Source organism: Mesorhizobium sp. ORM8.1 (assembly GCF_053005525.2).
In genome coordinates, this window is the sequence record NZ_CM132600.1 from 46,951 (window position 1) to 68,731 (window position 21,781).

A 21,781-nucleotide genomic window follows, 5' to 3' on the forward strand; every position below is an offset into this window, starting at 1 on the left:
AAATAAGAAGACCATTCGGTCTCCAAAACCGCAGCCCTTTTAATGAGAAAGGCTTTGTTTCAAAGGAGCGCGATCGTAGTCGCGACCGTCGATCGGAGGCGTTCAACGCCGCCTGAGATTGCGAATCTGATACCACCACTCCCGCCAACTATGCAGCCTTCGCCGCGTGGATAGTGTGGAGCATTTCTGGCTTGAGGTGTGTATAGCGCCGCAACATCTTCCAATCCTTGTGCCCCGTGACCAGCGCTACCTGTTCAATTGTGAACCCAGCCTCGAAAAGGCGGCTAGTGCCTTCATGACGTAAGTCATGAAAATGAAGGTCGTGGATGTCCAGGTCAGCGCACCCTCGGCGAAAGGCGGTGCCGACTGACCGATGGTTGAACGGGAAAATTCGATCGTCGTCATTGCTTCGCTTTGCGCGCTGCTCCTCAACAATGGCCCACGCATCGTATCCAGTTGCCGCAAACAGCGGTATGCGCTGATTGTTACCCATTTTGTTGCGTGGGTCTTTGCGGTCGCGGATGAGAAGCATCCGCGTGCGAGACTCCAGATCGGACCAACGCGCCTTGCAAATTTCCTCCTGACGCATCGCGGTTGCAACGGCGAAACGTATAATCCGGCCAACCGGCGCTATCTGAAGAGGGTTTGCATCGAAGTGAGCGATTAGCCTGTCCAGTTCATCCTGGGTGAGCCGCCTGTCGCGCTCGCACCCCTTGCCGACAAGGCCGAGGCGCTTAAGCGCGATACGCGCGAGATTGACGGGTTCCACCTTAACCGGCAGACCGTGGACGGCCGCAGCATGAGACAGAATAAGTTTTATAAAGCCGATGTCTATTCCGAGCGTCATCGGCCCAGCACCTTGGGCTGCCCGGTCACGCCCAAAACGAATGAGCCGTTCGCGATCGAGAGACGCGATATTGCACTTGCCTAGATGTCTTTGCAGCATAGCAAGGGCCGCGGCCTTGGAGCGGCGAGGGGACTTGCCTACATCGCACATGTCGTCGATATGGAGGTCGATGAGCTCGCCGAAGGTTTTAAGGCGCGCTATGCGGGACTTGGTGGGCGTCTCTCCGCGATCGACTTGGCGCTCGGTTTCGGTCGCCCAGCGGCGCGCGTCGTCTCGGCGCAGGAAGGTTTCGCTGACGTAGCGACCCTTGCGACGGACTTGGACACGCCAGGAACCGGATGAGAGCTTTGTGTAGGTGGCCATTTTTTCGTGTGCGCTCCGTGTGCACTGAGAGATCGAAACGTGGCGAAAAGGGTCGCATTCTGGCGTAAATTCGTGTGCACTCGTCAGGTTCTAAGGATTTGATGTTAAAGAAAAAATGCTGAAAAATCAAGATCATAGAGTGGCCGTGGCCCCGATGATGGACTGGACGGACCGGCATTGCCGGTTCTTGCACCGTCAGCTGACGCGCCATGCGCTGCTTTATACCGAGATGGTGGTGGCGGATGCGGTGATCCATGGCGCGCGCGAACGGCTGCTCGGCTTCGACGATGCGGAGCATCCCGTGGCGCTGCAGCTTGGCGGGTCTGATCCTGCAAAGCTTGCCGAGGCGGCGCGGATCGGCGAGGCCTTCGGCTATGACGAGATCAACCTCAATGTCGGCTGTCCGTCCGACCGCGTTCAGTCGGGCACGTTCGGCGCCTGCCTGATGAAGACGCCGGTGCTGGTCGCCGACTGCGTGGCGGCGATGAAGGCGTCGGTGAAAATTCCTGTCACCGTCAAATGCCGTATCGGCGTCGACGACCAAGACCCCGAACCGGCCCTCGATACATTGGCCGACGGCGTTTTCGCTGCCGGCGCCGATGCGCTGTGGGTGCATGCCCGCAAGGCCTGGCTGGAAGGGTTGAGCCCGAAGGAAAACCGCGATATCCCGCCGCTCGACTATCCACGTGTCTACCGGCTGAAGGCCAGAAGGCCGAACGAATTCATCGGCATCAACGGCGGCATTCAATCGTTCAGTGAGGTTTCGCAACACCTCGCTCACGTCGATGGCGCCATGCTTGGCCGCGCCGCCTATCATACGCCCGGCATTCTCACGAGCGTCGACGCCGCGTTCTATGGCGCCACACCGGTTGCCTTCGACTATGCGGCGCTCGTCGATGCCATGGGCGCATACGCGGCGCGCCATATCGAGAAGGGCGGGCGGCTCGGCCATGTCACGCGCCATATGGTCGGACTGTTCCACGGACTGCCCGGCGCGCGCCGCTTCCGGCAGATTCTTTCGACCGACGCCAACAAACCCGGCGCTGGGCCGGACGTGTTGCGGACGGCATTTGCGGCGATCGATTTCTCAGCGGCTGAAGCCGAAGCGGCCTGAGGCTTCCCGATCGGATCAGTCGCGCAGGATCATACGGTCGCCGCGCACGTCGAAGCCCGATAGCGAACTGATGAAGTTCATGCCGAGCAGGCTTTGCTCCAGCATGCCGGGCGCCGCCACCATCACCGACATATCCTTGCGCACGATGCCACCGATCGCCACCTGATTGGTTCGTACGATGGCGGCGCGCGCTATGCCATTGGCGGTCGAGACGTCGACGCTGTAGCTGAGCGCCGCCGGATTGAAGCCGGCGGCCTGGGCGTCCTCGGATGTCAGCACGGTGCTGGTCGCGCCGGTGTCGACCACGGCCCGCACCGGCGTGTCGTTGATCAGGATGCGGGCCTCGAAATGACCGTTGTCGGCCTTGTCGAGCGTTACCGTCGGGCGGCCGTCCTCCAGGCCCAATGCCAGCGGGCTGCCGGGAACAAGGCCTGCGGTGACGCGGTGCGCGACATCCTGCAATTCGTAGCGGTACTGGTAGCCGGCGATCAGCACGAGCACGAGCGCCGCCCAGACGCCGAGATTGCGCGCCATGCCGCCCAGCGGCCGGCCGGAGCGAAGCAGGCTGGCGCCGATCACCATGACCAGCACGCCGGCCCAGATCAGTCGGCCGAAATCATTGTTGTTCATGCCGAATGTGCGGCCGGCGGAATTGTTGAGCATCAGGAGCACAACTCCGATGCCGATCACCGCCATCACGATCCAGAACAGTCGCGCCAACGCCAAACCTCTATCTCAGCCAAATCTCTGTCTCAGGCGGCGCCGCGTTCGCGCGCCATGCGGGTGCGGCGCGTTTCGCGGCGCGGACGACGCTCGACCGTTTCCAGCCGCGCCGGCAGTTCGGCCATCACCGTACGCCTTACGTCCGGGGTCATCGCGAGCCAGCCCGAAATCTCATCGCGCGTGCGGCCGCAACCGAAGCAGAAGCCGGTTGTCATGTCGATCGAACAGACCAGGATGCAAGGGGATTCTATGACGGTCATGCTGCTCTCTTGCCTTTCCTCCACATGGTGCAACCGCCGGAGCAATGCAAGCCCTCCGCAATGCGCCGTCCGCCTGCGCTTTCGCGCCATGATCAGGGCGGTTGTGCCGGCTGGAGAAGGCGGCTATGCCGCTGGCGATCCTAGAGCCGGATGATTTCAGGTCGAATCGACCTGAAATCGAAATCCGTCTCTAAATCCAAGAGATAGAGCATGATGTCGTCCGAAAACCGCTTCACACTTTTCGGCATCATGCTCTAGCAACGAGCCGCGACCGACAGTGATGACCACAACGCCTTTCGACGACTTCCGAAGCCTTCTGGCCGCGCTGCCGCCAGCCGATGAGACGGCCCGATCCAGAGTTCGCACGTTGTTTGCCAAGGCGGACAAGCCCAAGGCATCGCTCGGGCGGATCGAGGATATCGCGGCCTGGCTTGCCACGTGGAGCGGGCGCGCGCCGCCCGCCATCAACCGGCCGCTGGTGGCGATCTTTGCCGGCAATCACGGCGCCGTCCGGCACGGTATTTCACGACGGCCGGTGGCGGCGACCGCCAATGCCGTCGAGCTTTGCGCCGCGGGCGGGGCGGCCATCAACCAGGTCTGCATCGCCAACGATCTCGGCCTGAAGGTCTTCGACCTTGCCTTGGACATTCCGACTGGTGACATCACCGAGGAAGCGGCGCTCGACGAGCGCGGCTGTGCCGCGACCATGGCCTTCGGCATGGAGGCGGTCGCCGGCGGCGCCGATCTCTTGTGCCTCGGCGATCTTGGCGTCGGCAATTCGACCATAGCCGCTGCCTTATGTGCCGCGTTGTTCGGCGGCGAGGGCGCAGACTGGGTCGGGGAAGGATCAGGCGCCGATGAAGCGATGATCGTGCGCAAAGCCGAAGTCGTCGACCGGGCCTTGGCTTTTCATCATGCCGGTCTCGACGATCCGCTGGAGACCTTGCGCCGGGTGGGCGGACGCGAGTTCGCAGCGATCTGCGGCGCCATTCTCGCCGCGCGCATGGAAAAGATCCCTGTGCTGCTCGACGGCTTCGTGGCGACCGCGGCAGCCGCTGTGTTGCATCAAGCCAATCCCGCCGCGCTCGACCATTGTCTGCTCGCCAGCCTGTCGCCCGAGCCCGGGCATGCGAAGCTGGCCGAGCGGCTTGGCCTTTCGCCATTGCTCGATCTCGGCATCGGTCATGAGGAAGGGGTAGGGGCGGCTCTGGCCGCCGGTATCGTCAAGGCAGCGGCTCTGACCAGTTCCGGCATGGCGGCGGCGGTTCGGCGCTAACGGTTGCTGTGGATTAACGCCGCCTGGCGGCGACAGCCTTGGTCGGCAGCGCCGGCAGTTCCTCCATCACACGGCTCAGCGGGAAGATGGCGATCGCCTCGGTGCCTTCGCGCAGCTTGGAATGAAGCTCGAACTCGCCGCCATGCATGGCGAGCAACCCCTGCACGATCGGCAGGCCGAGGCCGGTGCCCTGTTCGGCGCTCTTGATGGCGATCGAGCCCTGGCCGAAGGCGGAAAGCACCACCGGGATTTCCTCTTCCGGAATGCCGGGGCCGTTGTCCTTGACCGAGATGTATTGGCCGCCTCCGGCCGTCCAGCCGACGCGTACGCGCACCTCGCCGCCGGAGGGTGTGAACTTGATGGCATTGGACAACAGGTTGAGGGTGATCTGGCGGACAGCGCGCTCGTCGGCGAACAGGCGCGGCAAGGTTTCCTCGAAATCCTGCACGACGCGTATGTCCTTGTTGCGGGCGCGCAACTCCATCATGTGGCAGCAGTCCTCGACGATGGTCAGTAGCACCACCGGCTCTTCGTTGAGCTGATAGCGGCCGGCCTCGATGCGCGATAGGTCGAGGATCTCGTTGATTAGGTCGAGCAAATGCTGGCCGGACTCGTGCACGTCATGGGCATAGTCACGGTAGGTCGGATTGTTCATCGGCCCCAGCACTTCGTTCGACATCACCTCCGAGAAGCCGAGGATGGCGTTGAGCGGCGTCCTGAGCTCGTGGCTCATCGAGGCGAGAAAGCGCGATTTCGCCAGATTGGCGTCCTCGGCGCGCCGCCTGGCTTCGTCCGACATCGATTTTGCCGTCTCCAGCTCGGCGATCAGCGCGTCTTTCTCCGAGCGGAACGAGAGCAGCATCAAGGAGGACTGGTTGAGATGGCGCGCGACATAGCCGAAAAAAGGAAGCGCCAGGATGAGGAGTGCCGCCATGATGGCCTCGACCGGCGTCCACAACTGGATCACCACATAAACATAAACGGCGACGGGAATGGCGAAGGTGGCAAACAGGGCGCCGCCAAGCGAGGAAGCCATCACCGCGGTTGTCGCCATGGCGACCAGCAGCACCATGGCCTTGGCGACGTGAAATTGATCGACCTGGCATGTGTCGCAACCGATCCAGGCAAACCACGCCCAGCTCAAGCCACACAGAAAATGGCCGATGAGGAAGTCGCGGCGCGTCTGCACAGGCTCGAGCTCGGCTGCCTCGGTCTTTTCCACGCGGCGCGCCATGAAGGTGACGATGGTGTAGCAAAGCAGCGTGACAAGCGTCCAAATCGTGATCTGCCTGTCCAGGCCGACAAGCTGGCCGACGCCACCGACAGTGAGCACGAGCAGCGGAATCGCCACCGCGCTGACCACCATGGCGCGTGCATGCAGCTTCAACAGTTCGCGTTCGAAGTCGAGATTGCCGGCCTGCTGCGAAAGACGGTCGCGCGTCTTGCGCACCGCGCGCGCCACATCGCTGTTGCGGTGCGGTTTTCGGCGGTCCACAATAAATTTATCCGCTGTGTTCGAGCGTTGCAAAGGCATACAGACTTCAATTTCTGCGCGCAGCGATTTCCAGTTCGTTAAGCTACGTTCGAATGATTAAGAGACTGTTTGCCATATGAGCCGTTTCGGGCCGCGAGGATCGCGCCGGCGCTATGCGGCCAGCCAACCGCGAAGCCTTGCGCGCAAGCTGGCGGACTACGGATTGGCTGTCCTTTTGCTCGGGCTGCTGATCCTGGTGGCGGCCCGCCTCGACCGCTTCGCGACACGCAACGAACAGGGCGCGGCGGTCGTCAATGACGGCGATTCGATCACGCTTGGGGCCGAGCGCATCCGCATGCGCGGCATCGATGCGCCCGAATATCTGCAGGTCTGCCAGAAGAATGGCGCCGACTATGCCTGCGGCAAGCTGGCGCGGCAGTCGCTGGTCAAGCTGATCGCCAACCGGCCAGTATCCTGCAGCGGCTGGCAGCGCGACCGCTACGGCCGGCTGCTCGGCGATTGCAAGGCAGGCGGCACCGATCTCAACCGCGCCCAGGTCCAGGCCGGATGGGCTGTCGCCTATGGCGATTTCGAGACGGAGGAGGCCGGTGCAAGGGCGGCCAAGGTTGGCATCTGGGCGGGCAGTTTCACGGAGCCGCAAGATTGGCGCGACAGCCACCGTGATGCCCCTATCGAGCGTAAGCATGGCACCTTGGCGTCGATTGGCGACGCGGCGCGCGAATTGTTTCGCTTCTGGTGAAGGGTGCGCTTTATGATCGACGGAGAAACCGGGAGGACGAAATGAAGCTGTTCGATGGCGGCCGCGCGCCCAATCCCCGCCGGGTTCGTGTCTTCCTTGCCGAGAAAGGTCTGACGGTTCCGCTGGTGCCGGTCGACATGAGTGCGCTGGGGCATCGCGAGCAGGCGGTGGCGTCGCGCAATCCGCTGCGGCGCCTGCCGGTGCTCGAGCTCGATGACGGCACGATCATCACCGAATCCATCGCCATCTGCCGCTATTTCGAGGAACTGCATCCCGAGCCCGCTCTGTTCGGCAAGGGCGCGCTCGGCAAGGCCAAGGTCGAGATGTGGCAACGGCGCATGGAGTTCAACCTGATGGGCTGCGTTGCCGCTGCGTTCCGCCATATCCATCCGGCTATGAAGGAGTGGGAGGTGCCGCAGATCCCGGAGTGGGGTGAGGCCAACAAGCCGAAGGCGATCGAGTTCCTGCATCTTCTCGATCGTGAGCTGGCCGACAGGGAATTCGCCGCCGGCGACGACTATTCGGTTGCCGATATCACCGGCATGATCGCCATCGATTTCATGAAGCCCGCCCGCATCAAGGTGCCGGAAGAATGCGCCAACGTGCTGCGCTGGCATGCGGCGCTTACGAGCCGGCCCAGTGCTGCTGCGTGAGGCCTGCTGCTGCCTGGGGCCTGCGATTGGATAGCCCACCTGCCATGAGCGAAGCGTTGGAGCGCCTCACCGCCAGGGTGCGTGCCTGCCGCATCTGCGTCGAGCATCCGCTTGGACGGCCCTTGCCGCACGAACCGCGGCCTATCCTGCTGCCGTCCTCGACGGCGCGCATCCTGCTCGCCGGCCAGGCGCCGGGCACCAAAGTGCATGTTTCCGGCATGCCGTTCACCGATGCGTCCGGCGATCGCTTGAGGAGCTGGCTCGGCGTCAGCGACGAAGAGTTCTACGACACCAGAAAGTTCGCCATCGTGCCGATGGGCTTCTGCTTTCCCGGCCAGGATGCCAAGGGCGGCGACCTGCCGCCGCGCCGCGAATGCGCGCCGGCCTGGCGCGCCGAACTGATGGCGCTGATGCCGCAGATCGACCTGGTGCTGACGATCGGCGGCTACGCCCAGGCCTGGCATATGGACACCGCGCGGCTGCCGTCGCTGACGGAGACGGTCAGGAACTGGCGTGACGTCTGGGACACGCCGGGCAAGCTAAAAGTGCTGCCGCTGCCGCATCCGTCGTGGCGAAACAGCGGCTGGCTGAAGAAGAATCCCTGGTTTGAAATGGATTTGCTGCCTTTCCTGCAGTCGGAAATCCGCTATCGCATCGATTAGCTATCTTGCAAGAAATCACTCGCTTTTCCCGCCTTTGGCAGAATTTCTTTCTTGTTAAAGGTGCGGATAAGAAGGAATATAGCCAAACTATTCCCCTGGAGCTTCCCCATGGATCGCCTAGACAGAAAAATTCTCCGCCTCCTGCAGGAGGACGCCACGCTCGCGGTGGCCGACGTCGCCAAGAAAGTCGGCCTTTCGACCACGCCGTGCTGGCGCCGCATCCAGAAGCTCGAGGAAGAGGGTGTCATCAAGCGGCGCGTCGCCATTCTCGACCACGAGAAGGTCAATGTGCGCGTCACCGTATTTGTGTCGATCCGCACCAATTCGCACAGCCATGAATGGCTGCGCCGCTTCTCCGAAGTCATCCAGGAATTCCCGGAAGTGGTCGAGTTCTACCGTATGAGCGGCGATGTCGATTACCTGCTGCGCGTCGTGGTGCCGGACATCGGCGCTTACGACGCGTTCTACAAGCGGCTGATCGCCAAGATCGAGATCCGCGACGTGTCGTCGTCCTTCGCCATGGAACAGATCAAATACACGACCGAGATCCCGCTCGACTACATGGTGCTGGACAAGGAATCGGGCGCCAACGCGGCGTGATCGCCGCGTTGAGTCTTAGTTCTTCTTTTTGTTGAGGAAACTCCACGGCGAGTTGACCGGCAGGGTGACGGTATCCGGCACGGAGTCGACGCTGGCCACCTTGGCCTTGCGCACCGTGTAGCCCGACTGGACGATCGAGACGCCGTCGAGGATGAAGAGCTGGCTTTTCTCCATGTCCGGTTGCAGCACGCCGGTGACCGAGACCGACTGATATGCCTGTGCCATCTTGTAAGGATGCGCCGGCGTCACCAGGACAATCTGGTTGGGCGGCGGCGTCGGCATATGACTGCAGGCCCCCGTCCAGGGCACCAGCAGGAACTGGTAAACGAGGTCGCCGTCACGATCGACCGGCAATGCATAGCCGGCTAATTGTATCGTCTTGCCCTGCAGATTGAGCGACAAAGTCTCGCCGTGATCGGGCAGTTTCGCCGCGATCATAGGCAAGTTTGCGTCTTCGGCGATCGCCTGCGTGGTAGGACGCAGATCCTTCCAGAATATATGCGCGACATCGGCCGCCGCATCGGCGCCGGTGGCCAGCGACAGCGCGATGGCCAGTGCGGCTGTTGAGATGAGGTGCTTATGCATGGCGCTGCATATTCGACTTGTTCGCGACCGGGATCGAGTAAAACCGCCGTGATCCTCGAGTCAGCCGCCTGCCGGTATCATGCACAGCCATATCGCAACCTTGATCGCGCCCAAGTCCGAATGGACGGCTGCAGCATCTTCGGTCTGGCCAAGGGCTCAGCTCGGCGCCAAGAAATCTAGGGAAATCGCCAACAGAGCCTTGCCTTGCCGCCTTGGCGGGGCAGAATAAAAGCCGGTGCAAGACGTGTCATGTTCCCGCCGAGGATCGCGTGAGCCTGGAGAAAGTTTATGCCGACCAGCCATGATCTCAAGGGGCTGATGAAATTTCTTGCCCGTGGCGAATGGCGCGAATGCTTCGAGGACGTTTTCAACGAACATTTCGGTCCGGTCCTCGACGGCGAAGGGGATTTTGAAGACCTTGCCGAAGTCCTCGGCGACCATTGGACGAACACTCTTTGGGGTTGCGCTTTCGAGGATTTCCTGACGCAGGATTTCGAAGGTGAACCCACCAATATCGTCGACGACTACCTCAAGCGCCGAGGTTGGAAGGAAAGCGCGCAATCAAGAGCCTATATGGCGGCGCTGCGCACCTCTGTCATGAGTTTGTACGAGGTGACCAATGTCGTTCCGGGAGTATCTTTCATGGCGCGCGACCTTATCCGCGGTGGCGAGCCGATCGCCGTCAGCGAGGGCAGCGCGACAAAAACCTTGACGCAGTGGGACAGGCTTGCCGCGCGGATCGTACCGGTTACGGGAAAAAACGTCATGTGCGGGGGCGTCCTGCCCTTTAGCCCGCATGCTACGGAAACGTTGTTCGATGGACTGCGAGGCCTTTTCGGCAAAAGAAATGCAAAAAAGCTACCTGCGATCAAAGACGAACAGCTACAGGCGGCAGCATTCATGTTCACGCTCTCGTGGTTGTTTGACAGTCTTGGAAGGGTAGCGGGACCAAGGTTGCAGAACACCGATGGTGACGAAATCGCATTCCACGACGTGCGATTTCCCCTCGGCTCCGGCGTCAGAGAGGAGGATATCGTCGCCCGACTGAACAGTATCCTGGCCTTGTCGCAAGCAGACACGAGATTTTGGAATTGGCTGGAAAAGACACCGAAAGGTGGCAACGAAACAAAAGCGGCTGCCGGTCCTGCCATTGATACCAGGATGGATAATGGTCCGCTGGTGCTTGGCAACGTCGAGTTGAAGGGCCGTTTCCTGCATCTGTCCGCCAATTCCGCCGCACGGGCGGAAAAGGGGACTGCCTTGATCCGACAGGCTCTCGGCGATCTTGTCCGGACACCGCTTACCGCAATTCGCACTGTCGAGCAGATGAAGGCCGAACGGCCACGCGAAGGTGCCGAAACATCGCGATCGAACATCCCGCCAGAAATCGCCGAACAGGGCATCCGCGAGTATCTAGATCGGCACTATCTGGAGACGCTCGACCAACCGGTCAAGGCGTTGGGCAACAAGACGCCGCGTCAGACTGCCAAAACCGCGGCCGGGCGCCAAAAGGTTGCCGATTGGCTGAAATACCTCGAAAACCAGACTGCCAAGCAGCCGGATCCGACCCATCCGATGGCAACCTACAGCTTCGAGTGGATGTGGAAGGAACTCGGCGTTCACGATCTGCGCCGATAGCAGCTTCCGTATCCGTGTCGTGACGATCCACCCAGACCGGGTTCAACGGTCCAGCCGCATCACATGCCGGCGTGTCCCGGCGGTGCCGATCTCGTGGAAGCCGCGCGCGACGAACATGTCGCGAAAGCCCATGAAGCGATAGCTCGGCGCGGCCTCGTCGACGGGATAAGCCTCGACGACGCGCGCGCCCATGGCGAAAGCATGGTCGATCGCCGCATCGAGCAGGGCGGAGGCAAGCCCGCCGCCGCGCAAAGCCCTAGGGACATAGAAGCAGGCGATCGACCATATGCCGGTCTCGCTGTCGTCCTGCTGCTTTGAAAGCCTGCGATAGGTTTCGCGCGGCGCGACCGAGCACCAGCCGATCGCTCTGCCGTCCAACTCGGCCAGAATGCCGACCGGCGTGCCGGAATCGATGCGTGCCATCATCATGCGCTTCTTCTCGTCGTTCTGCACGTGCGCGCGGCCGGAGTGGCGCCAGGCCATGCACCAGCAGTATTTCGGCGCGCCCGGCTGCTCGAACAGGGTTTCGAAACGGCCGCGTGTTTTCTGCGTCACTTCGACGAAGCGGATGCCGGCGAGATCAGGCTTTTGCGGCTGCGAGCCTTCCGAGCTGTTTGGCATCCGTCAGTTCCTTCACCGCGTCCTTGCCGATCCATCGCGCCGTCTTGTCGGAGGATGCCGCAAGCTTCTCGGCCAACGCAAGGGCAGGGGCGTGCAGCGTCATCGAACGCTTGCCGATCTGCCTCAATGCCCAGTTCACCGCCTTGCGGACAAAGTTGCGCGGATCGCCGGCATGGCTCTCGATCAGCGGCAGATAGGCCAGGAATGTCGCGTCCGGCTCCTTCTTCAGATGGACCGCGCTCCAGGCCAGCATGGCAAAGGCGGTGCGGCGGACGAATTCTCGCTCGTCAGCGGCGAACTCTTCGATCAGGTCGCGCCAGAACGGTGTCTCGATAAAGAGGTCGACGACCGTGTCGACGATTTCCCAGCTATCGAAATCGCCGGCCCAGCGCCGGCACAGCGCAATATCGATCTTTTTCGGCTCGCCGGTGAAGGCCGCCAGCAGCCGCGCCTCGCGGATACCGCTGTCCCATAGCAGCAGCGCCCGCTCGTGGTTCTTTTTCAGCTTGCGCGCCAGCGGCCGCAATTCGGCATTGCCGATGCCGAGCGCGCGTTCGGTGTTGATGCCGAAGCGCGCCATGCCAGTGCGGTTGGCCTCTGTGCCGATCGAGCGCAAATGCGCGACGATGTCGTCGGCGCTCCAGCTCGGATCGGGCAGGGCCATCGCGCCGCCTACTTTTCCAACCTGGCGAGCAGCGAGGACGTGTCCCAGCGGCGGCCGCCCATCTCCTGCACATCCTTGTAAAACTGGTCGACGAGCGCTGTCACCGGCAGCCTGGCGCCGTTGCGGTTGGCTTCGGCGAGGCAAATGCCGAGATCCTTGCGCATCCAGTCGACGGCAAAGCCGAAATCATATTTCCCGGCATTCATCGTCTTGTGGCGGTTTTCCATCTGCCATGAGCCGGCGGCGCCCTGGAGATCACCTCGATCACTTTTTCGATGTCGAGGCCCGCCTTCTTGCCGAAATGAATGCCTTCGGCCAGTCCCTGGACGAGACCGGCGATGGTGATCTGGTTGATCATCTTGGTGAGCTGACCGGCACCCGCCGGACCCATCAGCCCGACCATGCGGGCGAAGGCGTCGATCACCGGCTTGGCCTTGTCGAACGCCGCCTGTTCGCCACCGACCATGACGGTCAGCAGGCCGTTCTCGGCGCCGGCCTGGCCGCCGGAAACCGGGGCATCGAGGAAGGAAAGACCGGCCTTGCGCGCTGCTTCGTCGAGTTCGCGCGCGACCTCGGCCGAAGCCGTGGTGTTATCGATATAGATGGCGCCCTTCGTCATCGCAGCGAAGGCGCCGTTGGCGCCGATCGTCACCGAGCGCAAATCGTCGTCATTGCCGACGCAGGAGAAGACGAAATCCTTGCCCTCGGCGGCCTCCGCCGGCGTCAGCGCCAAGCCGCCGCCGTGCTGGGCGACCCATTGCTCAGCCTTGGCCGGGCTGCGGTTATAGACAGTGACGTCGTGGCCGCCCTTGTTCTTGAGGTGCCCGGCCATGGGATAACCCATGACGCCCAGACCGAGAAATGCCACAGATACCATAGGCCGTACCTTCCGAAGACAGAGTTTGCTGTTGCGGAAGCTCTATGCGCTGCAGCAAATTCGTCAAGGCGCGCAAAGCCGTATCGACTGGTACAGCCTAAAGCGCGTCGCGCTGAAACGGATTCATGTGACGCGCTTTAGGTCTTTGTTTTTATGCATGTCGTTGCCGCAAAACCGCTGCACACTATTGCGCGACATGCATTAGCGATGCAGGTGGACCGTGATCCGGCGCTCGATCCATTCGACGCCGTGGCGCAGGATTTCGACCATCACCAGGTAGACGATGGCGACCCAGATATAGGCCTGGATGTCGAAGGACTTTGCATAGGCGAGCTTGGCGTTGCCCATCAGGTCGTAGACCGTGATGATGGCGACGATAGCCGAGGCCTTGATCATCAGGATCAACTCGTTGCCGTAGGGCCTGAGCGCCACGATGATCGCCTGTGGCAGGATGACCTTGCGCAGCGTCTGAAGCCTGTGCAGGCCGAGCGAAGCCGCGCCTTCCCACTGACCGCGCGGAACGCTTTCGATGGCGCCGCGCAGAATCTCGGCCTGATAGGCGGCGGTGTTGAGCGAGAAGGCGAAGACACCGCAATAGAACGCTTCGCGGAAGAACCACCACAGCCCGACTGTCTCGAGCTCCGGTCGGAACGAGCCGACGCCGTAATAGACGAGGTAGGTCTGCACCAGAAGCGGCGTGCCGCGGAAGAAATAGACGTAGCAATAGGCGAGCCCGGACAGCACCCGGTTCTTCGACATGCGGCCATAAGCAACGGGCAGCGACATGAGCGCGCCCAGCACCATCGAGATCGCCACCAGCGACAAGGTTGTTCCAAGCCCCTGCAGGTAGGCCGGCGCGTATCTGGCGAAGAACTCGGCGTTCCAGGCATAGACCAGATAGGCAACGATGCCGAGACCGAAGAGGATCCAGAACCCGACCAGCGCATAGCCCAGGATACGGGCGCGCGACCAGCCTCGCGCCAGAGGCGGCGGCCTTTCGACAGCGGCGGCCTGGCTGACGCTCATCGCGCTTCTCTCCGTCCGAGCGAGCGCAAGATGAAGCCGGTGGCGATCGACGACAGGATGGCGAGCACGAGGAAGACCAGCGCTGCCACGCTGTAGAACAGGAAGGAATGTTTGGTGACGCGCGCCGCGACACCGGCATTGCGCAAGGTCTCGGCAAGGTTGACGACGGAAACCAGCGACGTGTCCTTGAGCAGGCTCAGCCAGCAATTCTCAAGACCCGGGAAGGCGATGCGTATCAGCTGCGGCAGAACCACCAGCCGCATCGTCTGCCATTTCGACAGGCCAATGGCGTAGCCGCCCTCATACTGGCCTTTGGGAATGGCGCGGAACGCGGAGAGGAAGACCTCGCTGGCATAGGAGGAGAAGATCAGCGACAACACGATCATGCCGGCGATGAAGCTGTTGACGTCGATCGTGGCGTCCGGATTGAACAGCCGCACGAGATATTGCAGCAGGATCGGCATGCCGAAGAAGAATAGGAACAGCGTCACCAGTTCCGGCAGGCCGCGAAAGACGGTGGTGTAGATGTTGCCGGCCAGCCGCAACGCCGGCTCTTCGTGCTGCTTGGCGAAAGCGACGAAAAAGCCGATCACCAGGCCGATAGGAAGCGTGGCAAGCGCTAGGGCGATCGTGACCAGCACGCCATAGGCAATGTCGTCACTCCAGCCATCCGGTCCCCAGCTGAGAAGAGTCCAAATGCTTTGGGCCGGCATTGACGGGTCGTGTCTCCGTGGCGATCGCTTGAAGAAGGAAAAGCGGCGAGGGGATGCCTCGCCGCTTTTGGCTTAACGATCAGGACTCGGCGCCGAAGACGTCGAACTTGAAGTACTTGTCGTTGATTTCCTTGTACTTTCCGTTTTTGCGGATGGCGTCGATCGCGCTGTTCAGCTTGTTGACCAGGTCGGTCTCGCCCTTGCGCACGGCAATGCCGGCGCCCGGTCCGAAGATCTCGACCGGCTGCGGCGAAGGCTGGCCGAGGATCTTGCAGCAGGCGCCGTCAGGCGAATCGAGCCATTGCTGCAGCACGACGATGTCGTCCTCGATGGCGTCGAGACGGCCATTGGCCAGATCAGCCTGCTCCTCGGGGCTGCTCGGATAGCCCTTGATGGTGCTGTCGGTATAGGTCTTCGAGGCATAGTTGTAGTGTGTGGTCGTGGTGGCGACGCCGATGTTCTTGCCGGCGAGGTCCGCCTTGGTCACGCCCTTGAGCGGGGAATCCTTCGGCACGGCGATTGCCGACGGTGTGTTGTAGTATTTGTGGGTGAAGTCGACCTTCTGAGCCCGCTCGGGCGTGATCGACATCGAGGCGACGATGGCGTCGAACTTGCCGGCCTGAAGTGCCGGGATGATGCCGTCCCAATCCTGCGCGACGAAAGTGCACTTCACCTTCATCTCGTCGCAGAGGGCCTTGGCGATATCGATGTCGAAGCCGACCAGCTGGCCGTCGGAGGTCAGGTTGTTGAAGGGCGGGTAGGCACCTTCAGTGCCGATCCTCAGGGTCTTTTCCTGAGCCTGGGCGACGCCAAGTGTCAGCAGCGCGGCCGAAGCGGCAAGCGCGATACGCAGTGCAATACGCATGATGATCCTCTCATAACTATCATGGCCGCTGTCCCGTGCGGCTCTTGTGGGCGGTGGTTTGTTGACCGCCCGCTGCAGCGGATACTCCCACTCTTTGCGAGAAAAAAGCAACCGCAAATCAACGGCAAACGACAATCCCTGCCTGCCGCAGCGTTACTTGGTTTGAGCGACGAGACCTGTGCTGCGCTCGACGAAGTCGGCTATCGACTTGGTGTCGTCGAGGTCGAAAACCGGCAGTTTTTCGCCCTCGACCGCAAAGTCGGCTGCGATGGCGACAATGTTCGGATCATTGGCGGAAAGCGGCGTGCGATCCTTGGCCTCGAGCCGCCTTGCCTCGATCTTCTTGTGGCCTTCGCGCTTGTAGCCCTCGACCAGCACGATATCGCTGGGCGTGAGCCTGGCCAGGATATCGTCCAGCTTCGGCTCGTCCTCGCCCCGCAATTCGTGCATCAGGGCCCAGCGCCGGCCGGAGACGATCGCAACCTCCGTCGCGCCCGCCTCACGATGACGAAAGCTGTCGGCGCCCGGCTTGTCGATATCGAAGTCGTGATGCGCATGTTTGACGGTCGAGACCGTCCAGCCGCGCCGAACCAGTTCCGTGACCAGCTTCTCGGTCAAGGTCGTCTTGCCGGAATTCTTCCAGCCGGTGATGCCGAATACGCGTCTCATGGCTGGAGGCTTTGCAACAGACGTTTCGCCACCGCAAGGTCGTCCGGCGTGTTGACGTTGAAGAATGGGTCGATGCGCTGGCCTTCGACCTCGATCATCGGAAAATCCACCACAACGAAATCGTGCCGTTTCATGAACGCGGAAACCTTGCGGTTGTGCTCGTCGACCAGGAAGCGGTGCAAGGAATCGCGCATGCCGAGCGGCCAGAGCGCGAAGGTCGGGTGCCATCGGCCGTCGGCACTGGCGACGGCGATCCTGCCCGGCCGTTCGCCCGCCGCCTGAGCCAGGCGCTCGACCAGATCGCCGGGGAAGAAGGGGGTGTCGCCGGCGGCGCTCACCATCGCCTCGCAACCGGCCTGCGTCGCCGCCCATTCCAGTCCGGTCAGAATGCCGGCCAGCGGTCCGGCATAGTCCGGCACCGTGTCGGCAAACACCGGCAGGTCGATGTCGGCAAATCGTATCGGGTCGCCATTGGCGTTGATTGCCAGCGTGGCGACTTGTGGCTTCAGGCGCGCGGCGACATGGTCGATCAACCTCGCTTCGTTCAAGGAAAGCAGGGGCTTGTCGCCGCCGCCCATGCGTCGCGACAGGCCGCCCGCCAGGATGATGCCGGCAATTTCTGTGACCATCGCGCCTATATGCCGTCCGGCGCCATGTCGGGTCCAGCGCTTTCGGCTGCGGGTTGGCGCCGGCCGACAATGCGCTCGCGGTAAAGCGCATAAAGACCCGAGCCGATGATGATCGTGGCGCCGACGATCATCGGCAGATCCGGAACATCACCGAAGATGACGAGGCCGAGCAGGATCGACCACAGCAACGCCGTGTAGCGGAACGGTGCGACGAAAGAGATGTCGCCCGAGCGCATCGCCTTGATGATGAACTGATAGCCGATGACCACCAGCACCGCTGCCAGCGCCAGCAACGCGGTGGCGTTGCCGGTCATCGGCGTCCACCCGCCCATCGGCGACAGCAGCAGGGCGCCAAGAACGGTCATGGCGATCGCCGTCGCCGTCGACACCAGCATGGTCGGGATCGCTTGCGGGATGCGCTTGGTGGCGAGGTCGCGCACCGCGCAGCAGGCGACGCTGGTCAGCGCCAGCAGCGAATAGACGCTGAACCCCTCGAAGCCCGGCCGCACGATGATGAGCACACCGGCGAAGCCGACAGCGATGGCCAGCCATCGCCGCCAACCGACGCCCTCTCCGAAGAACAGAGCCGCTCCCATCGTCACTGCCAGCGGCAACGCCTGCAGAACGGCGGAAACGTTGGCGATCGGCAAATGGGAGAGCGCGATAAGGAATGACAATGTGGCGCCGGCTTCGCCGGCGACACGCGTCGCCACCATCGGCTGCAGCATCGCCGCCGGATTGGTCAGCGCGCCGCGCTGCCAGGCAAGCAGGCCGACGAAAAGCGAGGCAAACGCGCCGCGCACGAGCATGACCTGCGCCATGTTCATCGATTCCGAGGAGTATTTCGTGATCGCGTCATTCAAGGTGAAGCCGATCATGGCCACGATCATGAACAGCGCGCCGCGCAGATTTGGCGAAAGAGGCAAGGGCGGCGTTTCCGGATTCTATTTTTAAGTCAGCCCTAGCAGGCGACGGAAAAACAGCAACGCCAAAGAAATGGGCCACGGATGTTCTCCGCGGCCCAACAGATCGATTTGCAGCTGTGTCGAAGGCTTATTTCGGCGTCAGCACTTCGGTGCCGTTGCCGTTCTGGCCGGCGATTGTCCATAACCCGTGCAGCGAGCCGTCTTTCTCCATCTTGTAGACGACGAGACCGATTTCCTTGCCCATCGCATAACCGGCGGAAAAGGCATCGTCGTTGCGCATGCAGATACCGTCCGAGGTCGAGCCGCCGGTCTCCCAATGGATCTTGCAGGTCGTGTCGCTGGTCAGCGTGATCGTTGCCTCGCCGCCGTATTTGGAGCCATCGAAGTTGGTGCCGTCAACGGTGTAGGTGCCACCGATCGACTGAGCCGCCGCCGGCAGGCAGGCAGCCCCAAGCATTGCAATCGTAAGCATGAATTTACGCATGTGGATTTCCCCCATAGAGCCAAAACCGCAGCAACACGCTAGGCTGGAAAAAGCGCGTGGTAAATCGGGGCTCGCGACTTGCGAGAAGGTTTATTTCCAGTGTGCCCCGGACGCCTCGTGCAGGCTGGCGGCAATGGCGCCGACCAGCGGGTCGTATTTCGCCTTGAGCGCCGCGGGATATTGGATGAAGACGGTATGGATGATGTCCTCCTTTCCAAACACCGATCGCTCGTAGAAGATGTTGTCGCCTTTGGTCCCCGACAGCACCGCCCAGTCCTTGCCGGTCTTGGAGTAAGTGACTTTCTCGCCCGGATCGGGGCTGGCTTTTTCGTTCTCAACCAGGCTCTTGGGCGTAGCATCGAGCGCATTGTAGCTGCCGTAGCAGGCCACGCTGGCGCCGTCGGCGCTATGCCATTCCAGGCCGTCGCCATTTTCCGGCTCGGGCATGCGCTCGGTGAAAATCTGGTCCGGGAAAGTGCAAACGGTGCTGAAGCGCGCGTTGATATAGGTGAATGGCTTGGCCAGCGCCGTTGGGGCCATGTTCGCCGACAGAAACAGAAGCGCGGACAATGATGACAAGCCGATACGACGGATATGTTGCATTGTACCCCTCGGCCGATGACCGCAGGTGATCATGCACCAAGCCAAGGAAAAAATCAGCCGCCGGTGACGCTCATGTGCCGCGACACTGAAGGGCGGCTGGTGCGGCGGTCGATGATGAAATCATGACCCTTGGGCTTGCGCCCGATCGCCTCGTCAATGGCCGCGCCGACCAGCTCGTTGCCTTCCGAGGCGCGCAGCGGCGCCCTGAGATCGGCCGCGTCTTCCTGGCCGAGGCACATATAGAGCGTGCCGGTGCAGGTCAGCCGCACGCGGTTGCAGCTCTCGCAGAAATTATGCGTCATCGGCGTGATGAAGCCGAGCTTGCCGCCGGTCTCGGCGACATGGGTGTAGCGGGCCGGGCCACCGGTCTTGTAGGGAATGTCGGCGAGCGTGAACTGGCGCTCCAGCGAGGCGCGCAGCAGCGACAGCGGCAGGTACTGGTCGGTGCGGTCGGCCTCGATCTCGCCCATCGGCATGGTCTCGATGAGGGTGAGGTCCATGCCGCGGCCATGGGCCCAGCGCATCAGTTCGGGGATTTCGGCGTCGTTGAAATCGCGCAGCGCCACCGCATTGAGCTTGATCTTCAACCCCGCCTTTTGCGCGGCGTCGATGCCTTCCATGACCTTGCCAAGATTGCCCCAGCGGGTGATCTGGCGGAACTTGTCGGCATCGAGCGTGTCGAGCGAGACGTTGATGCGCTTGACGCCGCAATCGGCAAGCTCGGCGGCAAAGCGCGACAGCTGCGAGCCGTTGGTGGTCAGCGTCAATTCTTCCAGCGCACCACTTTCCAGATGCCGAGACAACTGGCGCACCAGATGCATGATGTTCTTGCGCACCAGCGGTTCGCCGCCGGTCAGCCTGAGCTTCCTGACGCCCTTTTCAATGAAGACGGAGCAGAGACGGTCGAGTTCTTCAAGCGAGAGCAAGTCCTTCTTCGGCAGGAAGGTCATGTCCTCGGCCATGCAATAGGTGCAACGGAAATCGCAGCGGTCAGTGACCGACACGCGCAGGTAGCTGATCGTGCGACCAAATGGGTCGATCATGTTCATGGTTTCAAGCGTTCCGTGGCCTGTGGCGTCGTCGTTATATACAGCTATGTGATACGATCCAATGCCGCATTCAAGATAGAAGGTCTTGATCTTTGGTAACATTCCCCGACCGACATTCTCTGTCGGCTGCCCTCAAATGGCTTCCCGCACCTTGCGAAGCAGCGTAGGGAAGGGCGCTACCGAAACAGGACCGATCATGACGGCACCGAAGGAACTGCGGGTCTCGAAAGACCGCAAGCTGCTCACCGTGACTTTTCCAGGCCATCAGCCGTTCGAACTGCCGGCGGAATTGCTTCGCGTCGCGTCGCCTTCGGCGGAAGTCCAGGGCCATTCGCCGGAGCAGCGTGTGACGGTGCCCGGCAAGCGCAATGTCGCGATCCTGAAGATCGAGCCGGTCGGCAACTACGCGGTGCGCATCACCTTCGACGATTTCCATGACACCGGCATCTTCACCTGGAATTACCTGCATACGCTTGGTCATGAGAAGGACGAGCGCTGGAACGCCTATCTGGCAGAGCTTGCCGAAAAGGGGCTCAGCCGGGATCGCTAGCCTGGCATTTGTCGTTAAACCGTCATCGACTTGGCGTAGCGCCGGCAAAGGTTCGGAGGACGAAACATGCCGCTCATCACATCGGTCGAACAGCTCGAAGCCCTTTACGGCCTGCCGGGCGAGGCCTCGATCGTCAAGGAACTCGACCATGTGATTCCCGAATATGCCGCCTTTATCGAGGCGTCGCCCTTCGTGGCGCTGGCGACCAGCGGACCAGAAGGGCTCGACTGCTCGCCGCGCGGCGACCTTGCCGGCTTCGTGCGCATGGTGGACGACAAGACGCTGATGATGCCCGACAGGCGCGGCAACAACCGCGCCGATTTGCTGAAGAACATCATTCGCGATCCGCGCGTCGGCCTGCTGTTCCTGGTGCCGGGCTCGGGCACGACGCTGCGCATCAATGGCCGCGCGCACATCACCACCGATCCGGAGCTTTGCGCGTCCTTTATTGTCGACGGCAAGCCGGCCCGATCGGTCACGGTCATTGCGGTCGATACCGTCTATTTCCAGTGCGCCCGCGCCATCGTGCGCTCGGATCTGTGGAATTCGGCGAAGCATGTCGATCCGAAGTCGCTGCCGACGCCCGGGCAGATCCTCGAGGTCACCAGCCGCCGGAATATCGACGGCGAGACCTATGATAACGAATGGCCGGAACGAGCAAAGAAGACGATGTGGTAGCCGGCGCGCCCTGAAAGTCAGGCTTCCTTCAGCACGTCGTAGATCTTGCGCATCTGCTCGCCGATCATGTCGCACTGTTCCGGCGTCGACTGGCTCATTGCCTTTTCGATCAGCGTCATATGCACTTTCAGCGCCTGCATCAGCAAAGCCTCGCCGGCTTCGGTGAGGTTTAGGCGCAGCACGCGTTTGTCCTTCTCGTCGCTTTCGCGCCGCAACAGGCCGCGGGCTTCCAGCTGCGGCAAAAGCATGGTGATGTTGGAGCGGCCGACCAGGAGCTTGCGGGCAAGGTCGTGCTGCGACATGCCGGGGTGGCGGTAGAGGTTCATCAGCACGTCGAGTTGCGCCGGCTTCAGGTCGAGCGGCGCGAGCTTCACGGCCAGCGTACGCTCCAGCACATGGCAGGCGCGCGCCACCGCAACCCAGTTGCGGAAGCGCGGGTTGTCCCAGGGCAGCTCTTGTTTAATGTTCATGT

Annotated in this window: 26 protein-coding genes and 1 pseudogene; 9 read left to right on the forward strand and 18 right to left on the reverse strand. The window is 61.9% G+C overall.

The genetic code is table 11. The features are described from left to right. Positions 1-148 precede the first annotated feature (148 nt). Positions 149-1,210 carry a tyrosine-type recombinase/integrase gene (locus ACVDG8_RS00215; RefSeq protein ID WP_447252904.1) on the reverse strand — a complete coding sequence of 354 codons (1,062 nt, stop codon included), beginning with the start codon at positions 1,208-1,210 and terminating at the stop codon, positions 149-151. A gap of 115 nt (positions 1,211-1,325) precedes the next feature. Here ACVDG8_RS00215 and dusA point away from each other — a divergent pair, with 115 nt between their 5' ends. Continuing rightward, positions 1,326-2,324, forward strand: coding sequence for a tRNA dihydrouridine(20/20a) synthase DusA (gene dusA / locus ACVDG8_RS00220; RefSeq protein ID WP_447252905.1), 999 nt, complete (start codon positions 1,326-1,328; stop codon positions 2,322-2,324). A 15-nt stretch (positions 2,325-2,339) separates the two neighbouring features. Here the strand turns inward: dusA and ACVDG8_RS00225 are convergent, their stop codons facing one another. Beyond that, positions 2,340-3,044: a TIGR02281 family clan AA aspartic protease gene (locus ACVDG8_RS00225; protein ID WP_447252906.1), complete on the reverse strand. Its 705-nt coding sequence runs from the start codon at positions 3,042-3,044 to the stop codon at positions 2,340-2,342. Positions 3,045-3,076: 32 nt separating this feature from the next. Beyond that, on the reverse strand, positions 3,077-3,307 hold the full coding sequence (locus ACVDG8_RS00230) for a DUF1289 domain-containing protein (RefSeq protein ID WP_447252907.1): 231 nt from the start codon (positions 3,305-3,307) through the stop codon (positions 3,077-3,079). 280 nt (positions 3,308-3,587) lie between these two features. On the opposite strand from ACVDG8_RS00230, the gene ACVDG8_RS00235 reads away from it, so the two are divergent. Beyond that, positions 3,588-4,583, forward strand: a complete 996-nt coding sequence (locus tag ACVDG8_RS00235) for a nicotinate-nucleotide--dimethylbenzimidazole phosphoribosyltransferase (protein WP_447252908.1) — start codon at positions 3,588-3,590, stop codon at positions 4,581-4,583. A 13-nt stretch (positions 4,584-4,596) separates the two neighbouring features. Here the strand turns inward: ACVDG8_RS00235 and ACVDG8_RS00240 are convergent, their stop codons facing one another. After that, entirely contained in the window at positions 4,597-6,117 is a 1,521-nt protein-coding gene (locus ACVDG8_RS00240; RefSeq protein WP_447252909.1) for a sensor histidine kinase, read from the reverse strand. Between the two features lie 76 nt (positions 6,118-6,193). Here ACVDG8_RS00240 and ACVDG8_RS00245 point away from each other — a divergent pair, with 76 nt between their 5' ends. From ACVDG8_RS00245 to ACVDG8_RS00260, 4 genes are all read left to right on the forward strand, one after another. Continuing rightward, complete coding sequence (locus tag ACVDG8_RS00245; RefSeq protein ID WP_447252910.1) at positions 6,194-6,817, forward strand: thermonuclease family protein; 624 nt, start codon at positions 6,194-6,196, stop codon at positions 6,815-6,817. Between the two features lie 41 nt (positions 6,818-6,858). After that, positions 6,859-7,470 (forward strand): glutathione S-transferase, encoded by a 612-nt coding sequence (locus ACVDG8_RS00250; protein ID WP_447252911.1) that lies wholly within the window; start codon positions 6,859-6,861, stop codon positions 7,468-7,470. A gap of 44 nt (positions 7,471-7,514) precedes the next feature. Next, positions 7,515-8,132 (forward strand): uracil-DNA glycosylase family protein, encoded by a 618-nt coding sequence (locus ACVDG8_RS00255; RefSeq protein ID WP_447252912.1) that lies wholly within the window; start codon positions 7,515-7,517, stop codon positions 8,130-8,132. A 108-nt stretch (positions 8,133-8,240) separates the two neighbouring features. After that, positions 8,241-8,732: an Lrp/AsnC family transcriptional regulator gene (locus tag ACVDG8_RS00260; protein WP_371010507.1), complete on the forward strand. Its 492-nt coding sequence runs from the start codon at positions 8,241-8,243 to the stop codon at positions 8,730-8,732. 15 nt (positions 8,733-8,747) lie between these two features. On the opposite strand, the gene ACVDG8_RS00265 is transcribed toward ACVDG8_RS00260, so the two are convergent. Next, positions 8,748-9,317: a DUF3299 domain-containing protein gene (locus tag ACVDG8_RS00265; RefSeq protein WP_447252913.1), complete on the reverse strand. Its 570-nt coding sequence runs from the start codon at positions 9,315-9,317 to the stop codon at positions 8,748-8,750. Between the two features lie 288 nt (positions 9,318-9,605). Here ACVDG8_RS00265 and ACVDG8_RS00270 point away from each other — a divergent pair, with 288 nt between their 5' ends. Continuing rightward, the gene (locus ACVDG8_RS00270) at positions 9,606-10,955 is read left to right on the forward strand and encodes a hypothetical protein (RefSeq protein ID WP_447252914.1); all 1,350 of its coding nucleotides are present in this window, start codon (positions 9,606-9,608) and stop codon (positions 10,953-10,955) included. A 42-nt stretch (positions 10,956-10,997) separates the two neighbouring features. Here ACVDG8_RS00270 and ACVDG8_RS00275 read toward each other — a convergent pair whose 3' ends face one another. The 12 genes and pseudogenes from ACVDG8_RS00275 to moaA all read right to left on the reverse strand — a co-directional run bounded on the left by ACVDG8_RS00275 (position 10,998) and on the right by moaA (position 20,081). Then, positions 10,998-11,576 (reverse strand): N-acetyltransferase family protein, encoded by a 579-nt coding sequence (locus tag ACVDG8_RS00275; RefSeq protein WP_447252915.1) that lies wholly within the window; start codon positions 11,574-11,576, stop codon positions 10,998-11,000. Beyond that, positions 11,536-12,240 (reverse strand): DNA alkylation repair protein, encoded by a 705-nt coding sequence (locus tag ACVDG8_RS00280; RefSeq protein WP_447252916.1) that lies wholly within the window; start codon positions 12,238-12,240, stop codon positions 11,536-11,538. Before ACVDG8_RS00280 ends, ACVDG8_RS00275 begins: the two co-directional genes overlap by 41 nt. 8 nt (positions 12,241-12,248) lie before the next feature. Beyond that, positions 12,249-13,117: pseudogene (locus ACVDG8_RS00285) on the reverse strand (NAD(P)-dependent oxidoreductase). Positions 13,118-13,318: 201 nt separating this feature from the next. Continuing rightward, positions 13,319-14,143, reverse strand: a complete 825-nt coding sequence (locus ACVDG8_RS00290) for an ABC transporter permease (RefSeq protein ID WP_455707475.1) — start codon at positions 14,141-14,143, stop codon at positions 13,319-13,321. Beyond that, a complete protein-coding gene (locus tag ACVDG8_RS00295) occupies positions 14,140-14,856 on the reverse strand; it encodes an ABC transporter permease (protein WP_447252919.1) in 717 nt (238 codons plus the stop codon). The genes ACVDG8_RS00290 and ACVDG8_RS00295 overlap by 4 nt, the downstream gene beginning before the upstream one ends. Positions 14,857-14,935: 79 nt before the next feature. Next, positions 14,936-15,721, reverse strand: a complete 786-nt coding sequence (locus tag ACVDG8_RS00300; protein ID WP_447252920.1) for an ABC transporter substrate-binding protein — start codon at positions 15,719-15,721, stop codon at positions 14,936-14,938. Positions 15,722-15,874: 153 nt separating this feature from the next. Beyond that, complete coding sequence (mobB, locus tag ACVDG8_RS00305; RefSeq protein ID WP_447252921.1) at positions 15,875-16,390, reverse strand: molybdopterin-guanine dinucleotide biosynthesis protein B; 516 nt, start codon at positions 16,388-16,390, stop codon at positions 15,875-15,877. Next, complete coding sequence (gene mobA / locus ACVDG8_RS00310; protein WP_447252922.1) at positions 16,387-17,019, reverse strand: molybdenum cofactor guanylyltransferase MobA; 633 nt, start codon at positions 17,017-17,019, stop codon at positions 16,387-16,389. The genes mobB and mobA overlap by 4 nt, the downstream gene beginning before the upstream one ends. A 5-nt stretch (positions 17,020-17,024) precedes the next feature. Then, positions 17,025-17,945: a DMT family transporter gene (locus ACVDG8_RS00315; protein ID WP_447252923.1), complete on the reverse strand. Its 921-nt coding sequence runs from the start codon at positions 17,943-17,945 to the stop codon at positions 17,025-17,027. Between the two features lie 127 nt (positions 17,946-18,072). Beyond that, complete coding sequence (locus ACVDG8_RS00320; protein WP_447252924.1) at positions 18,073-18,429, reverse strand: hypothetical protein; 357 nt, start codon at positions 18,427-18,429, stop codon at positions 18,073-18,075. A 90-nt stretch (positions 18,430-18,519) separates the two neighbouring features. Further along, positions 18,520-19,032, reverse strand: a complete 513-nt coding sequence (locus ACVDG8_RS00325; protein ID WP_447252925.1) for a hypothetical protein — start codon at positions 19,030-19,032, stop codon at positions 18,520-18,522. Between the two features lie 53 nt (positions 19,033-19,085). Next, positions 19,086-20,081 carry a GTP 3',8-cyclase MoaA gene (moaA, locus tag ACVDG8_RS00330; protein ID WP_447252926.1) on the reverse strand — a complete coding sequence of 332 codons (996 nt, stop codon included), beginning with the start codon at positions 20,079-20,081 and terminating at the stop codon, positions 19,086-19,088. A gap of 196 nt (positions 20,082-20,277) precedes the next feature. Here moaA and ACVDG8_RS00335 point away from each other — a divergent pair, with 196 nt between their 5' ends. Both ACVDG8_RS00335 and ACVDG8_RS00340 read left to right on the forward strand, forming a co-directional pair. Further along, on the forward strand, positions 20,278-20,631 hold the full coding sequence (locus tag ACVDG8_RS00335; RefSeq protein WP_041006636.1) for a gamma-butyrobetaine hydroxylase-like domain-containing protein: 354 nt from the start codon (positions 20,278-20,280) through the stop codon (positions 20,629-20,631). Between the two features lie 66 nt (positions 20,632-20,697). Further along, the gene (locus ACVDG8_RS00340; RefSeq protein ID WP_455707476.1) at positions 20,698-21,309 is read left to right on the forward strand and encodes a pyridoxamine 5'-phosphate oxidase family protein; all 612 of its coding nucleotides are present in this window, start codon (positions 20,698-20,700) and stop codon (positions 21,307-21,309) included. A 17-nt stretch (positions 21,310-21,326) separates the two neighbouring features. Here the strand turns inward: ACVDG8_RS00340 and ACVDG8_RS00345 are convergent, their stop codons facing one another. Beyond that, positions 21,327-21,779: a MarR family winged helix-turn-helix transcriptional regulator gene (locus ACVDG8_RS00345; RefSeq protein WP_447252928.1), complete on the reverse strand. Its 453-nt coding sequence runs from the start codon at positions 21,777-21,779 to the stop codon at positions 21,327-21,329. Positions 21,780-21,781 lie beyond the last annotated feature (2 nt).

Coding starts and splice junctions, on each gene's coding strand:
- ACVDG8_RS00260 (WP_371010507.1), top strand. CDS start 8,241: ATGGATCGCCTAGACAGAAAAATTCTCCGCCTCCTGCAGGAGGACGCC.
- ACVDG8_RS00270 (WP_447252914.1), top strand. CDS start 9,606: ATGCCGACCAGCCATGATCTCAAGGGGCTGATGAAATTTCTTGCCCGT.
- ACVDG8_RS00295 (WP_447252919.1), bottom strand. CDS start 14,856: ATGCCGGCCCAAAGCATTTGGACTCTTCTCAGCTGGGGACCGGATGGC.
- ACVDG8_RS00320 (WP_447252924.1), bottom strand. CDS start 18,429: ATGCGTAAATTCATGCTTACGATTGCAATGCTTGGGGCTGCCTGCCTG.
- ACVDG8_RS00265 (WP_447252913.1), bottom strand. CDS start 9,317: ATGCATAAGCACCTCATCTCAACAGCCGCACTGGCCATCGCGCTGTCG.
- ACVDG8_RS00325 (WP_447252925.1), bottom strand. CDS start 19,032: ATGCAACATATCCGTCGTATCGGCTTGTCATCATTGTCCGCGCTTCTG.
- ACVDG8_RS00250 (WP_447252911.1), top strand. CDS start 6,859: ATGAAGCTGTTCGATGGCGGCCGCGCGCCCAATCCCCGCCGGGTTCGT.
- moaA (WP_447252926.1), bottom strand. CDS start 20,081: ATGAACATGATCGACCCATTTGGTCGCACGATCAGCTACCTGCGCGTG.
- ACVDG8_RS00215 (WP_447252904.1), bottom strand. CDS start 1,210: ATGGCCACCTACACAAAGCTCTCATCCGGTTCCTGGCGTGTCCAAGTC.
- ACVDG8_RS00275 (WP_447252915.1), bottom strand. CDS start 11,576: ATGCCAAACAGCTCGGAAGGCTCGCAGCCGCAAAAGCCTGATCTCGCC.
- ACVDG8_RS00300 (WP_447252920.1), bottom strand. CDS start 15,721: ATGCGTATTGCACTGCGTATCGCGCTTGCCGCTTCGGCCGCGCTGCTG.
- ACVDG8_RS00240 (WP_447252909.1), bottom strand. CDS start 6,117: ATGCCTTTGCAACGCTCGAACACAGCGGATAAATTTATTGTGGACCGC.
- mobA (WP_447252922.1), bottom strand. CDS start 17,019: ATGGTCACAGAAATTGCCGGCATCATCCTGGCGGGCGGCCTGTCGCGA.
- mobB (WP_447252921.1), bottom strand. CDS start 16,390: ATGAGACGCGTATTCGGCATCACCGGCTGGAAGAATTCCGGCAAGACG.
- ACVDG8_RS00235 (WP_447252908.1), top strand. CDS start 3,588: ATGACCACAACGCCTTTCGACGACTTCCGAAGCCTTCTGGCCGCGCTG.
- dusA (WP_447252905.1), top strand. CDS start 1,326: ATGCTGAAAAATCAAGATCATAGAGTGGCCGTGGCCCCGATGATGGAC.
- ACVDG8_RS00345 (WP_447252928.1), bottom strand. CDS start 21,779: ATGAACATTAAACAAGAGCTGCCCTGGGACAACCCGCGCTTCCGCAAC.
- ACVDG8_RS00335 (WP_041006636.1), top strand. CDS start 20,278: ATGACGGCACCGAAGGAACTGCGGGTCTCGAAAGACCGCAAGCTGCTC.
- ACVDG8_RS00340 (WP_455707476.1), top strand. CDS start 20,698: ATGCCGCTCATCACATCGGTCGAACAGCTCGAAGCCCTTTACGGCCTG.
- ACVDG8_RS00255 (WP_447252912.1), top strand. CDS start 7,515: ATGAGCGAAGCGTTGGAGCGCCTCACCGCCAGGGTGCGTGCCTGCCGC.
- ACVDG8_RS00245 (WP_447252910.1), top strand. CDS start 6,194: ATGAGCCGTTTCGGGCCGCGAGGATCGCGCCGGCGCTATGCGGCCAGC.
- ACVDG8_RS00280 (WP_447252916.1), bottom strand. CDS start 12,240: ATGGCCCTGCCCGATCCGAGCTGGAGCGCCGACGACATCGTCGCGCAT.
- ACVDG8_RS00230 (WP_447252907.1), bottom strand. CDS start 3,307: ATGACCGTCATAGAATCCCCTTGCATCCTGGTCTGTTCGATCGACATG.
- ACVDG8_RS00290 (WP_455707475.1), bottom strand. CDS start 14,143: ATGAGCGTCAGCCAGGCCGCCGCTGTCGAAAGGCCGCCGCCTCTGGCG.